The organism is Flavobacterium sp. (assembly GCF_024710485.1).
In the GTDB taxonomy this organism is placed as follows: domain Bacteria; phylum Bacteroidota; class Bacteroidia; order Flavobacteriales; family Flavobacteriaceae; genus Flavobacterium.
Genome location: NZ_JANJUQ010000033.1, coordinates 14,484 through 27,688, shown reverse-complemented (window position 1 = coordinate 27,688; position 13,205 = coordinate 14,484). Strand labels below are relative to the sequence as shown.

12 protein-coding genes are annotated in these 13,205 nt (G+C 39.1%); 10 read left to right on the top strand and 2 right to left on the bottom strand.

Going from position 1 to position 13,205, the window contains the following annotated elements:
• Positions 1-41: 41 nt before the first annotated feature.
• Both Q0M21_RS08925 and Q0M21_RS08920 read left to right on the top strand, forming a co-directional pair.
• On the top strand, positions 42-3,512 hold the full coding sequence (locus Q0M21_RS08925) for an efflux RND transporter permease subunit (RefSeq protein ID WP_295337251.1): 3,471 nt from the start codon (positions 42-44) through the stop codon (positions 3,510-3,512).
• Positions 3,513-3,585: 73 nt separating this feature from the next.
• Positions 3,586-4,143 carry a hypothetical protein gene (locus Q0M21_RS08920; RefSeq protein ID WP_295337248.1) on the top strand — a complete coding sequence of 186 codons (558 nt, stop codon included), beginning with the start codon at positions 3,586-3,588 and terminating at the stop codon, positions 4,141-4,143.
• Between the two features lie 46 nt (positions 4,144-4,189).
• Here the strand turns inward: Q0M21_RS08920 and Q0M21_RS08915 are convergent, their stop codons facing one another.
• Positions 4,190-4,534, bottom strand: a complete 345-nt coding sequence (locus tag Q0M21_RS08915; protein ID WP_295337245.1) for a membrane-binding protein — start codon at positions 4,532-4,534, stop codon at positions 4,190-4,192.
• Positions 4,535-4,700: 166 nt separating this feature from the next.
• Complete coding sequence (locus Q0M21_RS08910; RefSeq protein WP_295337242.1) at positions 4,701-5,693, bottom strand: TlpA disulfide reductase family protein; 993 nt, start codon at positions 5,691-5,693, stop codon at positions 4,701-4,703.
• Positions 5,694-5,864: 171 nt separating this feature from the next.
• Here Q0M21_RS08910 and aspS point away from each other — a divergent pair, with 171 nt between their 5' ends.
• The 8 genes from aspS (at position 5,865) to nuoF (ending at position 13,126) form a co-directional block, all read left to right on the top strand.
• Positions 5,865-7,616, top strand: coding sequence for an aspartate--tRNA ligase (gene aspS / locus Q0M21_RS08905; RefSeq protein WP_295337240.1), 1,752 nt, complete (start codon positions 5,865-5,867; stop codon positions 7,614-7,616).
• A 221-nt stretch (positions 7,617-7,837) separates the two neighbouring features.
• Positions 7,838-8,038 carry a cold-shock protein gene (locus tag Q0M21_RS08900; RefSeq protein WP_295337237.1) on the top strand — a complete coding sequence of 67 codons (201 nt, stop codon included), beginning with the start codon at positions 7,838-7,840 and terminating at the stop codon, positions 8,036-8,038.
• A gap of 202 nt (positions 8,039-8,240) precedes the next feature.
• A complete protein-coding gene (locus Q0M21_RS08895; protein WP_295337234.1) occupies positions 8,241-8,606 on the top strand; it encodes an NADH-quinone oxidoreductase subunit A in 366 nt (121 codons plus the stop codon).
• A 99-nt stretch (positions 8,607-8,705) separates the two neighbouring features.
• Positions 8,706-9,248: an NADH-quinone oxidoreductase subunit B gene (locus tag Q0M21_RS08890; RefSeq protein WP_295337231.1), complete on the top strand. Its 543-nt coding sequence runs from the start codon at positions 8,706-8,708 to the stop codon at positions 9,246-9,248.
• A 1-nt stretch (position 9,249) separates the two neighbouring features.
• Positions 9,250-9,768: an NADH-quinone oxidoreductase subunit C gene (locus tag Q0M21_RS08885; protein ID WP_295337229.1), complete on the top strand. Its 519-nt coding sequence runs from the start codon at positions 9,250-9,252 to the stop codon at positions 9,766-9,768.
• 139 nt (positions 9,769-9,907) lie between these two features.
• Positions 9,908-11,143, top strand: a complete 1,236-nt coding sequence (nuoD, locus tag Q0M21_RS08880) for an NADH dehydrogenase (quinone) subunit D (protein WP_295337227.1) — start codon at positions 9,908-9,910, stop codon at positions 11,141-11,143.
• Positions 11,144-11,223: 80 nt separating this feature from the next.
• Positions 11,224-11,754, top strand: coding sequence for an NAD(P)H-dependent oxidoreductase subunit E (locus tag Q0M21_RS08875; RefSeq protein ID WP_295337224.1), 531 nt, complete (start codon positions 11,224-11,226; stop codon positions 11,752-11,754).
• Between the two features lie 4 nt (positions 11,755-11,758).
• Positions 11,759-13,126 (top strand): NADH-quinone oxidoreductase subunit NuoF, encoded by a 1,368-nt coding sequence (nuoF, locus tag Q0M21_RS08870; protein ID WP_295337221.1) that lies wholly within the window; start codon positions 11,759-11,761, stop codon positions 13,124-13,126.
• The last annotated feature ends 79 nt before the right edge of the window (positions 13,127-13,205 follow it).

Here is a 13,205-nt window from a genome sequence, read left to right as displayed (position 1 = left end):
TTAACTTATAACTTATAACGCATAACTAATAACTAAACTATATGTCACATCAAAATAAAGAATTCGGAATATCGAGTTGGGCGATAGACAACAGAGTAACGGTGTACATTTTCACCTTGCTGATTGTAGTTACCGGTTTGATTGCCTACATCACCATGCCTCGAGAAGATTTCCCGGAAATCATCGAAAATAAAATATACGTTTCCACTGTATTTCCCGGAAATTCTGCAGAAGATGTAGAAAAACTCATTATCAAGCCACTAGAAAAAGAATTCAAAAACATCAGTGGAATTGATAAAATTACAGCCAGTTCCTTCCAAGATTATGGAATGATTATAGTGGAATTTGGTGATAAAGTAGGAATTGAAGAAGCCAAAACCAAAATCAAAGACAAAGTTGATATTGTAAAAGCCGATACCGATTGGCCTAACTTAGACAACGGCAGTAAAGTAGAACCTAGTGTTTTCGAATTGAACATTTCGGAAGAAGTACCGATTTTGAACATCAACTTAAAAGGAAATTATACCACGCAACAACTTAAAAAATACGGAGAATTGCTTCAAGATGATATTGAAGAAATTGCCGAAGTAAAAAAAGTGGACATCTTGGGGGTTGATGATAAAGAAGTAGAAATTGCGGTGGACATCTTCAAAATGACGGCTGCGCAAGTCTCTTTCGACGACATCCAAAATGCAGTGAAATACGAAAACATGACGCTTTCGGGCGGTAATTTAATTTCTCAAGGGTCGCGTAATAATATCCGAATCGTGGGAGAGATTAAAGATCCTAAAGAACTGGAAAATGTAATCGTGAAATCGTACGGTGGTTCGGTGTACCTAAAAGACATCGCCAAAGTAAGCTTTAAAGAAAAAGAAAAAACCACTTACGCTCGTGAAAAAGGCAAAGAAGTGGTGATGTTGAACGTCAAAAAACGTTCCGGACAAAACATGATTTCGGCCATTGAGCAAGTGAAAGAAAGAATCAAATTGGCACAAGAAAACTACTTGCCGAAAGATTTGAAAATCGACTTGACCAACGACCAATCCTCTCGCGTAGAACACCAGGTTGATGAGCTTTCCAATCATATTATCTTCGGAATTATATTGGTAATGATTGTCTTGATGTTTACCATGGGATTGCGCAACTCGTTATTTGTGGGTGCTGCGATTCCGTTATCCATGTTGATGGCCTTCACCATATTATCCGCCTTTGGAATGACCTTGAACACTATGGTGTTGTTTGGCTTAGTTATGGGATTGGGAATGTTGGTAGACGACGGTATTGTGGTTGTAGACAACGTATTCGCCAACATGAAAAAAGGAATGCCTCGTGTGCAAGCCTCTAAAATTGGTATCGGGGAAATCGCTTGGCCGGTAATCTCTTCAACAGCAACAACCTTAATGGCGTTTTTACCTTTTGCTTTGTGGCCGGGTACAATGGGTAAATTTATGATTTACTTCCCACTAACGCTTTCGGTAACTTTAGGAGCTTCATTGTTTGTAGCAATGATTGTAAACGCTGCCATGACCGGTGGTTCGATGGATATTGAGGACCGAAATGTAAGTAATCGTTCGGCCAAAATGTATACCATCATCTTTGCCGCAATCGGTCTAATTTTTGTCATCATTGGTAATGTATACGATTCCAAATTAGGACGAGGAATTGGGCATTTGGCCATTATTGCCTTAGGGTTGATGTGGTTATATAAATGGAAATTGTACCAATGGACACAAGATTTCCAGCACAATTTCTTCCCAAGAATGGAGGAAAAATACAAAAACTTCTTGGCTAAAATCTTAACCGGAAGAAACGCTTGGTACGCACTTGGTGGTATCATTGCGATGTTATTCTTATCATTTATCTTGTTGGGTATTTTCCCAAGAAAAGTATTGTTCTTCCCGGATAATATTCCGAATCAAGCCATTGTTTACATCGAATATCCGCAAGGAACCGATATTGAAAAAACCAACAAAGCCACTTTATTTGTAGAAAAACAAGTAATTGGCATTTTGGATAAATACGTTGACGAAAAAAATCCAAACGAAAACTTCTTAGCCGAAAGTATTGTTTCGCAAGTAGGTGTTGGCGCAGGAAATCCGAATGTAGATGCCGGTTCCGCCTCAGAAACACCATTCAAAGGAAAAGTGACAGTAAACTTCTCGGAGTTTAAATTCCGTCGCGGTGTAAGTACTGCCGAAGTATTGGAAGAAATTCGAAGCAAAGTAAAAGGCATTGCAGGCGCCATAGTAACGGTAGAAAAAGATGCTAACGGTCCGCCGGCGGGTTATCCGATCAGTATCCAATTAACGGGTACCGATTATGACCAAATGTTAATTGAAGCTGATAAAATGATGGCTTTCATCAACAGCAAAAATATTCCGGGTATCGAAAAATTGAGCGTGGATGTTAACAAACAAAGTCCGGAATTAGAAGTGATTGTCGACCGTGTTAACGCCGGAAGTACCGGAGTTTCTACCGGACAATTAGGATTCAATTTGCGTCGTTCGGTTTACGGTCAAGAAATATCAACTTACAAAGAAGGCGATGACGACTACAACATCGTAGTTCGCATGCAGGAAGACCAACGCAAAAACGAAAACATCTTGTTCAACCAATCGCTGACGTTCAGAAATCAGAACAACGGTCAGATGATGCAGGTGCCGATTTCCGCAGTTTCTAAAACTGAGAAAACGTATACCTATAACCAAATCAAACGCAAAGGATACAAACGCATCATGACGGTGTATTCTAACGTATTGACCGGGTATAACGGAGACGAAATCACCAAGCAAATCGCTACCGAACTGAAAGGGTACAATTTGCCGAAAGGCATCACCTACTCGTTCTCGGGTGTTCAGGAAGAGCAAGGCAAAAACCAAAGCTTCTTGATGTATGCCTTATTCTTGGCCATGGCCGGAATTACCATCATCATTGTATTACAGTTTAACTCGGTTTCTAAAACCATAGTGATTTTATTTACGGTATTGCTGAGTTTTAGTGGTGTATTCTACGGCTACGTAATTGCCAATATGGATTTCGTGATCCTGATGACCATGATGGGAATCATCTCACTAGCGGGAATTGTAGTGAAGAACGGTATCGTATTAATGGACTTCTTCGTCTTGCTTTTAGACCAAAAAGTACGTGAAAAAGAGGTAGAATCGCATGACGATTTGAACTTAGAAGAAATTAAAGAAGTGATTATCGAAAGTGGTAAATCTCGTTTGCGTCCGGTATTGTTAACCGCTTTAACGGCAGTATTAGGTTTGATTCCGTTGGCTATCGGATTAAACTTTGACTTCTTTGGCTTGGTAACTGATTTGAACCCACACTTGTATATGGGTGGCGATAACGTAATTTTCTGGGGACCATTGGCTTGGACCATCATCTTCGGATTGACTTACGCCACTATCTTAACCTTGGTTATGGTACCGGTAATGTTCTTCTTGGTAAAACGCACCAAATACTGGTTGCGTGACCGAAGACTGGCTCGTAAAGCTCTAGAAGCTTAATTTCAGATTTTTAAAACCTAAAAAAGGAACTCGATTTTGAGTTCCTTTTTTTATATTGCGTAAAATTAATCCGATGAAAAAAATACTGCTGCTGATTGCGTTCGTAACTTTCTCTTGCAATGTGAAAGAAGAATTTAAAACAATTACGATTTCCAACAAATACTCACTGGATATTCCGGATAGTTTTGAAAAGGTTGACAACCTAAATGAAGAAGCTACCTTGCAATACCAAAATGTCTTCAAGGAATTTTATGTGATTGTGATGGAAGAACCCAAGGAAACTTTCGACACAGCCGTAATCACCAATGATGTAGATATGACTCCGGATTTGGAAGGCTATTTCAAAGCCATTCAACTCAACCTCAAAGAAGGCGTCAAAAACCTTAAAATTTTCAATCAAAAAAACACCGAAATTAACGGTCGTAAAGCCAAAGTATTTTCAATGACGGGCAATGTCCAAGGATACGACATCTTCTATCGCTATGCTTTAATCCAAGGAAAAAAACATTACTATCAAGTTATGTTGTGGACCGAAAAGAAAAACGGCGAATCGTATTTGGCTGCTATGGACCAATCCATCAACTCTTTCAAAGAATTAATTCGACACGATAAGTTGTACAAAGGACAATAAAAAAGGACTTCCATGGAAGTCCTTTTTAGTGTAACGGATTGATAAATTATTTATTTACGATAGCTTGTTGCGTCCACGACTTAACTGAAGCTACTCTGCTGTCTGAATAATCTACTTCGCTCAAAGAGTCATTGTTCCAAAAGAACCATTTTCCGGTTTTATCACCGTTAACATAGGTTCCGATAGATTTTTTGTTGCCTTGCTCATCAAAGGCAATCCATTGACCGGTTAATTTACCGTCTTTAAAATATCCTTGTTGTTGAATTTTACCATTATCGTAATAATAAGTAGCCTTAACCAAATTTCCTTCTTGCTCTAAAACCGGCTTAGTTGTTTGGGCAAAAGCAACTCCCGATAGTAAAAACACTCCTAAAATCAATATCTTTTTCATAATCGTAGGTTTTAATTGTTTACATTTATCTAAACAAATATAGACATGTATTTTACATTAACCAAACTTTCGCTTAACAATTTGGTAACATTAGGGAAAATTTAACATTGGAAACAAAAAAAGCCTTGTAAAAACAAGGCTTTATATCAATCACTAAATGAAGTAGTTACTTCACTAAGTTATCTAATTGGGTTTTTAATTTAGGATTGGAAGGTCTTGCCGCATCAGCATCAATCACTACACCTTTGGGATCAATTAATATGAATCTCGGAATAGAATCAATTCCGAAAGCTTTGATAAAATCGGAATTCCAGTTTTTATCAGCAAACAATTGGGTACCACCCAATGCCTTTTCGGTTACAAAGGTTTTCCATTTTTCATGGTCTTTATCCACATCTACAGAAATGCTCACAAACTCGATGTTTTTCCCATGGTAACTTTTTTCCAACTCTTTCAAAAACGGAATCTCTGCTCTACACGGTCCGCACCAAGTCGCCCAAACGTCTACATAAACATATTTTCCTTTTAAGCTTTCCAAAGACGTAGTGCCGCCTTTGTGATTCTCATAAACAAAATTAGGCGCTACAGTATTATTAAGCTTTTTATTAGCCATAATTTGAGTGTGGTATTGCTTTAACCCCATCAAATTGGCATTCAAGGTGTTTTTAAACAAATTCCCGAAATTAGTATCCAATGCGGCTTTGTCTAAACGCTCAGCATCGGCAGCTCTTTTCTGTTCAATGGTTTTATCAAAATTGGCTTCATCTAAAGCTAAGATGGCTTCAAAATCAATTTTTTGATCAATCAAAGTTTGTGCGGCCAAGAAATTATTTTCTTTAGCACCGGTACCCGAAAACTGCAAAGTTTCATCAAATTTCGTAGCATCTAAAGTCATTTTTAAGTCGTATCCCGGTTTTAAAAACAACTGTGCGTATTCGTTTCCGTCAAAAAAAGTGTACATACCTTCTTTGATGGCAAAAGTCGATTTGAACACACCCTTGTCATCGGCTTTAATTTCCTGGATGTTTTTTCTGCCTTCACGCAAATAAACCACATCACCTTTACGGTTGGTAATATCAACTTGAATCGTCATAGTTTCCTGAGCGAAAACGGTCATCGAAACAAAAAACAACAAAGCTGCTGAAATCCAATTTTTCATAGTAACAAATTTTTATTTAGAAGAATCAAATATAGCTTTTTTAAAATCTACTGCTGAATTTACTGCCGAAAATTTCGAGTCCATTTTAGACTCTGTAATTGATTTTAGTTTTTTACTTTTGCAACCGTGACCCAAAGGTCAAATTTTAGGAACAAAAAAACAGCCATTTAGATGTATAGAAGTCATAACTGCGGTGCGCTCAACAGCGTTGATATCAATAAAGAAGTTACCCTGGCCGGTTGGGTGCAAAAATCTCGTGACAAAGGATTCATGATTTGGGTGGATTTGCGCGATCGTTACGGTATTACCCAACTCATTTTTGATGAGCAAAGAACGGACAAAGCTGTTTTCGAAAAAGCCAAATCATTGGGTAGAGAATTTGTCATTCAGGTTAAAGGAATTGTTATTGAACGCGAGTCCAAAAACCCGAACATGGCAACCGGTGACATTGAAATATTAGTATCGGAATTAAACATCTTAAATGAAGCTTTACTTCCTCCCTTTACTATTGAAGACGAAACCGACGGTGGCGAAGACATCCGCATGAAGTACCGCTATTTGGACATCCGAAGAAATCCGGTAAAAAACTCCTTATTATTCCGTCATAAAGTTGCGATGGAAGTGCGTAAGTATTTATCCGATTTAGATTTTTGCGAGGTAGAAACACCATACTTGATTAAGTCGACTCCGGAAGGCGCGCGTGATTTTGTGGTGCCGAGCCGAATGAATGAAGGTCAATTTTATGCCTTACCGCAATCGCCTCAAACTTTCAAACAATTGTTGATGGTGGGCGGCATGGACAAATATTTCCAAATTGTAAAATGTTTCCGCGACGAAGATTTGAGAGCCGACAGACAGCCGGAATTCACCCAAATCGATTGTGAAATGGCTTTTGTTGAGCAAGAAGATATTTTAAATGTTTTTGAAGGCTTAACCCGTCATTTATTAAAAGAGTTGAAAGGTGTTGACGTAGCCCAATTCCCAAGAATGACGTACGATTACGCCATGAAAACCTACGGTAATGACAAACCGGATATTCGTTTTGAAATGAAATTCGGAGAGTTAAACGCTGTGGCCCAACACAAAGATTTCGGCGTGTTTAATTCGGCCGAATTGGTAGTCGGCATTGCCGCACCTGGCTGTGCTTCCTACACGCGTAAAGAAATTGACGCCTTGATTGATTGGGTAAAACGTCCGCAAGTAGGCGCTTCCGGAATGGTATATGTAAAATGTGAAGAAGACGGAACGTTCAAATCTTCGGTAGATAAATTTTACGACCAAGACGATTTGAAAAAATGGGCCGAAGCAACCAACGCCAAAGCCGGTGATTTGATTTTAGTACTTTCGGGCAACGCTCATAAAACCAGAACGCAACTTTCTGCCTTGCGCATGGAAGTCGCCACCCGTTTAGGCTTGCGCAAACCGGACGAATTTGCCCCGCTTTGGGTAGTGGATTTTCCTTTGTTGGAATGGGACGAAGAAAGCGGTCGTTACCACGCTATGCACCATCCGTTTACTTCACCTAAGCCCGAAGACATGAGTCTTATTGAAACCGAACCGGGTAAAGTACGCGCCAATGCCTACGATATGGTGTTGAACGGCAACGAAATCGGTGGTGGTTCAATTCGTATACACGACAAAGAATTACAAAGCCGTATGTTCAGTTTGTTAGGCTTTACGAAGGAGCAAGCCGAAGCACAATTCGGATTCCTGATGAATGCTTTCCAGTTTGGCGCGCCGCCTCATGGTGGTTTGGCTTTTGGATTAGATCGTTTGGTGGCTATTTTGGGCGGACAAGAAACAATACGCGACTTTATTGCCTTCCCTAAAAACAATTCCGGACGTGATGTGATGATTGATGCACCATCAACCATTGACGAAGCGCAGTTGCAAGAATTACACATTAAATTGAACCTATCGTAATAAATATCATATTCTCATTTTAACAGAACGCCATCATTTAAAAATTTACAAATGATGGCGTTTTTTGTTTGCATTTTTAGAATATTTCAAATATTTCATTGAAAATCATTCAATTAAAATTTTAATTTATTGTTGTTTTTTTTATTTTTTTTAAGACAATTTGTTGGCTATGTTGCAAATAAGTATATCTTTGAGCATTATTAATTTTTTTTTATTACAAAATGCGCACAGGTAAAGTAAAATTCTTTAACGAATCAAAAGGTTACGGTTTTATTACTGATGACGAATCAGGAAAAGACATTTTCGTTCATGCTACCGGAATCAAATCAGAAGGTTTGAGCGAAGGAGACAAAGTATCTTACGAAGAAGAAGAAGGAAGAAAAGGTAAAGTAGCCGCTCAAGTAGTGACTATCGAAGACTAATATATATTATTTTTTGATTACCTAGGTTTAAAAACGCTCCGAAATTCGGAGCGTTTTTTTTATGAATAACCTCTTATTTATAATCAGTTTAAATAAACCTTTTTAAAGAAATTAATAACAAACGTTTAGCCTTTGATTTTTGCGAATTCAATAATGCAACGTATATTTGTGGCTATTTTAAATACACCTAAATTTTAGCCTTATGCAGTCTAATCAATTAGATTATTTACCAATCCTGATGCAAGCAGGTTTAGCCATTGGATTCGTGGTGTTAACCATAATCGGTTCCAGCTTTTTAGGTCCGAAAAGACATTCCAAAAATAAAGACAAAAACTTCGAATGTGGGATTGAGTCTGTTGGAAACGCCAGAATTCCTTTTTCAGTAAAATATTTCTTGGTTGCCATACTCTTTGTCCTTTTTGACATAGAGGTTATTTTCTTATACCCTTGGGCTATTAATTTCCAAGAATTAGGTATGGAAGGCATGATAAAAATGATCATCTTCATGTCGCTTTTACTAGTAGGTTTCTTCTACATCATCAAGAAGAAAGCGTTAGAGTGGGAATAATTAATATTAAATTTTAGATTTCAAATACTTGAAATGTTTGAAATTCTTGAATAATATCTGTTAAAAATAATATTTGATATTTAATATCTAATATCTGAAATGGAAAATAAAACAAATATGGTTGCTCCACCCGAAGGAGTAGTTGGTGAAGGATTCTTCGCTACTAAGCTGAATGATGTTGTAGGTTTAGCCAGAGCCAATTCACTTTGGCCTTTACCGTTTGCCACCTCTTGTTGCGGAATTGAGTTTATGGCTACTATGGCCTCGCACTACGACTTAGCGCGCTTTGGTTCGGAAAGAGTTAGTTTCTCACCGCGCCAAGCCGATATGCTGATGGTAATGGGAACCATTTCTAAAAAAATGGCCCCTATATTACGCCAAGTTTATGAGCAAATGTCGGAACCAAGATGGGTAATCGCCGTGGGTGCTTGTGCTTCCTCAGGTGGTGTTTTTGACACTTATTCTGTATTGCAAGGGATTGACAAAGTAATTCCGGTAGACGTTTACGTGCCGGGTTGTCCGCCAAGACCGGAACAAATTGTTCAAGGTGTAATGCAATTACAGGAATTGGTGAAAAACGAATCCGTTCGTCGCAGAAACTCTCCGGAATACAAAGAATTATTAGCTTCTTATAACCTATAATATGGCTTTAGAAACGGCTTACATACAAGATAAATTGGCGCAAGCTTTCGGCAACAATGTGCTGAATTTTGAAATGAAACGCGATATTTTCACTTTCGAAGCCACGCCAAACACCATTCACGAAGTGATTCGCTTTTTGAAAGAACAAGAAGATTTGAATTTTCACTTCCTAACCGATTTAGCGGGAATCCATTTTCCGGATAACGATGCCGAACACCAATTTGCGGTTGTCTACCAAATGCACAATTGGATTGAAAATGTGAGAATCCGAATCAAAACCTTCTTGCCTGATCCGGCGGAAGTAGAAACAGTAACCGACTTGTTTTTGTGTGCCAACTGGATGGAAAGAGAAGCCTGGGATTTCTTCGGAATCAACTTCAAAGGCCACCCACAACTCAAACGCATTTTGAACATGGAAGAAATGGTGTCGCATCCGATGCGAAAAGAATTCCCGATGGAAGACAGCGGAAGAACCGACAAAGACGACCGCTTCTTCGGAAGAACACCGGTAAATTCATAATTACGAATTTGAAATTATGAATTACGATTTTAAATATAACAACTAGCGTATCAATAAATAATATATGGAAACAGAATTACAAACTACAATTAAAAGCGACAACCTTTAATTCGTAATTCGTAATTCGTAATTGAACAATATGTCAGATTTATTATTATCACCGGAGCATCGTTATGCTAAAATCATCGAAAACACTCGCAATGAAGACGGAAGCGAGCTCTCTATACTAAACCTTGGTCCAACTCATCCGGCCACACACGGGATTTTCCAAAACATCTTATTGATGGACGGAGAAAGAATTCTCGACGCCGAACCAACCGTAGGTTACATCCACAGGGCTTTTGAAAAAATTGCCGAAAACCGTCCGTTTTACCAAATCAATGTATTGACCGATCGTATGAACTATTGTTCATCGCCTATCAACAATATGGCTTGGTGGATGACTGTGGAAAAACTTTTAAAGATTGAAGTACCGAAACGTGCCCAATACTTAAGAGTTGTGGTAATGGAATTAGCACGTATTGCTGACCACTTAATCTGTAATTCCATTTTAGGTGTAGATACCGGAGCTTATACCGGTTTCTTGTACGTGTTTCAATTCAGAGAAAAAATATACGAAATATACGAAGAAATTTGTGGTGCCCGATTAACGACCAATATGGGAAGAATCGGTGGATTCGAAAGAGAATGGTCTGACGAAGCCTTCAAAAAATTAAATACTTTCCTTGAAGAATTTCCGGTTGCTTGGAAAGAATTTGAAAACCTATTCGAAAGAAACCGAATCTTTATCGACAGAACGGTAAATGTAGGTCCAATTTCAGCAGAAAAAGCGATGCAGTACGGATTTACCGGTCCTAATTTACGTGCCGCCGGTATTGACTACGACGTACGCAAAGCCGCACCGTATTCTTCTTATGAAGATTTCGAGTTCGACATTCCGGTTGGAAAATCAGGAGACACTTACGATCGTTTTTGTGTGCGTAATGCCGAAGTATGGGAAAGTTTACGGATCATCAAACAAGCTTTAGCGAAATTGCCGGAAGGTCCAATTCACGCCGATGTTCCGGATTATTATTTACCACCGAAAGAAGACGTATACACCAACATGGAAAGCTTAATCTATCACTTCAAAATTGTGATGGGAGAAGTACCTGTTCCGGTAGACGAAGTTTATCATGCTGTAGAAGGCGGAAACGGAGAATTAGGATTCTACCTGATTTCCGACGGTAGCAGAACACCTTATCGCTTGAAATTCAGAAGACCTTGTTATATCTATTACCAAGCCTACACTGAACTCATCAAAGGCGGAATGCTATCAGACGCTATCGTTATTTTGTCAAGTTTAAATGTAATTGCCGGCGAATTAGACGCCTAAAGAAAAAAGATTGCAGAATACAGATTTTAGAAAGCAGATTTAAACCATCTATTATCTAAAATTTAATATCTAACATTAAAATGGAAAGATCACACATCAAACAAGAGATCAATATTACTGAACCGTTGATGGCTCGCATCAATGAACTCATCAGTCATTATCCTGCCGATAAAAAGAAATCTGCTTTGTTACCGGTTTTGCACGAAGTACAAGATGCCCACGACAACTGGTTAAGCATCGAGCTGCAAAACAAAGTCGCAGAGATTTTAGAAATATTGCCTATAGAAGTATACGAAGTGGTTACCTTTTATACCATGTTCAACCAAAGACCTATCGGGAAATACATGTTTGAGTTTTGCCAAACTTCACCCTGTTGTCAAAACGGCGTAGAAGACCTGATGGATTACACCTGTGCTAAATTAGGCGTAAAAGTAGGCGAACCTACAGCAGACGGCTTGTTTGAAGTACGCGGTGTAGAATGTTTAGGTGCTTGTGGCTACGCGCCAATGATGCAGTTGGGCGATTTCTACCAAGAACATTTGACGAAAGAAAAAGTGGATCAGTTGATTCAGGATTGCAAAGACGGAAAAATCACTTTACACGATAAATAATATCATGGGAAGAAAAATATTATTAGACAAAATCAATGTTCCGGGGATTAAAACCTATGAAGTATACCGCAGAGAAGGCGGTTACGCTTCAGTTGAAAAAGCCTTGAAAAAAATGACGCCCGATGACGTAGTCGAAGAAGTAAAAACTTCCGGATTACGCGGTCGTGGTGGTGCAGGTTTCCCTGCCGGAATGAAATGGAGTTTCATCGATAAAAAATCGGGCAAGCCAAGACATTTGGTCTGCAATGCCGACGAATCGGAACCGGGTACTTTCAAAGACCGTTTCCTGATGGAATACATTCCGCACTTACTAATCGAAGGAATGATTGTATCAAGTTATGCCTTAGGGGCTAATTTGTCTTACATCTACATCCGCGGAGAATACATGTGGGTGTACAAAATTTTAGAAAGAGCCATAGCCGAGGCCAAAGCTGCCGGTTGGTTGGGTAAAAATATATTAGGTTCGGGTTACGATTTAGACCTGTACGTTCAAATCGGAGGCGGTGCTTACATCTGTGGTGAAGAAACGGCTTTGATTGAAAGTTTGGAAGGTAACCGAGGGAATCCTCGTTTGAAACCACCATTCCCTGCCGTACAAGGTTTGTGGCAAAATCCAACCGTGGTGAATAACGTGGAAACCATTTCTGCAGTGCCTTGGATAGTAAACAATTCGGGTGCAGATTACGCCGCTATAGGTATCGGACGTTCTACCGGAACAAAATTGATTTCTGCTTCCGGAAACATTAAAAATCAAGGCGTTTACGAAATCGAATTAGGATTATCGGTATACGAATTCATGAATTCGGACGAATACTGTGGCGGAATGCAAACCGATAGACCTTTAAAAGCTTTAGTGCCAGGAGGTTCTTCGGTACCGATTTTACCCGCTAACTTAATCTACAAAACAGCCGCAGGCGAAGACCGTTTGATGACTTACGAAAGTTTATCCGATGGTGGTTTCGCTACCGGTTCGATGTTAGGTTCTGGCGGATTTATCGTGTATGACGACCGAGCTTGTATCGTTCGCAATACGTGGAATTTCTCTCGTTTTTACCACCATGAAAGTTGCGGTCAATGTACGCCATGTCGTGAAGGAACGGGTTGGTTGGAAAAAGTATTGTGGAGAATTGAAAACGGTCAAGGACGCGAAGAAGATATCGAATTGTTGTGGAGCATCCAATCTAAAATAGAAGGCAATACGATTTGTCCGCTGGGCGATGCGGCTTCATGGCCGGTGGCAGCAGCCATTCGTCACTTTAGAGACGAGTTTGAATACCACATTCGTTTCCCTGAAAAAGTAAAAAACAGAGACCACTTTGTACACGAACCTTTTGAAAAGGTAAGGCATTTGGTGGGCAAACAAGAAGTTTAAAATAAAGTTTAAACCCACAAGGCATAAACTTAAAACCTGAAAACAATTAATAAAAACTCCGTAGGAGTGCTATATTGGT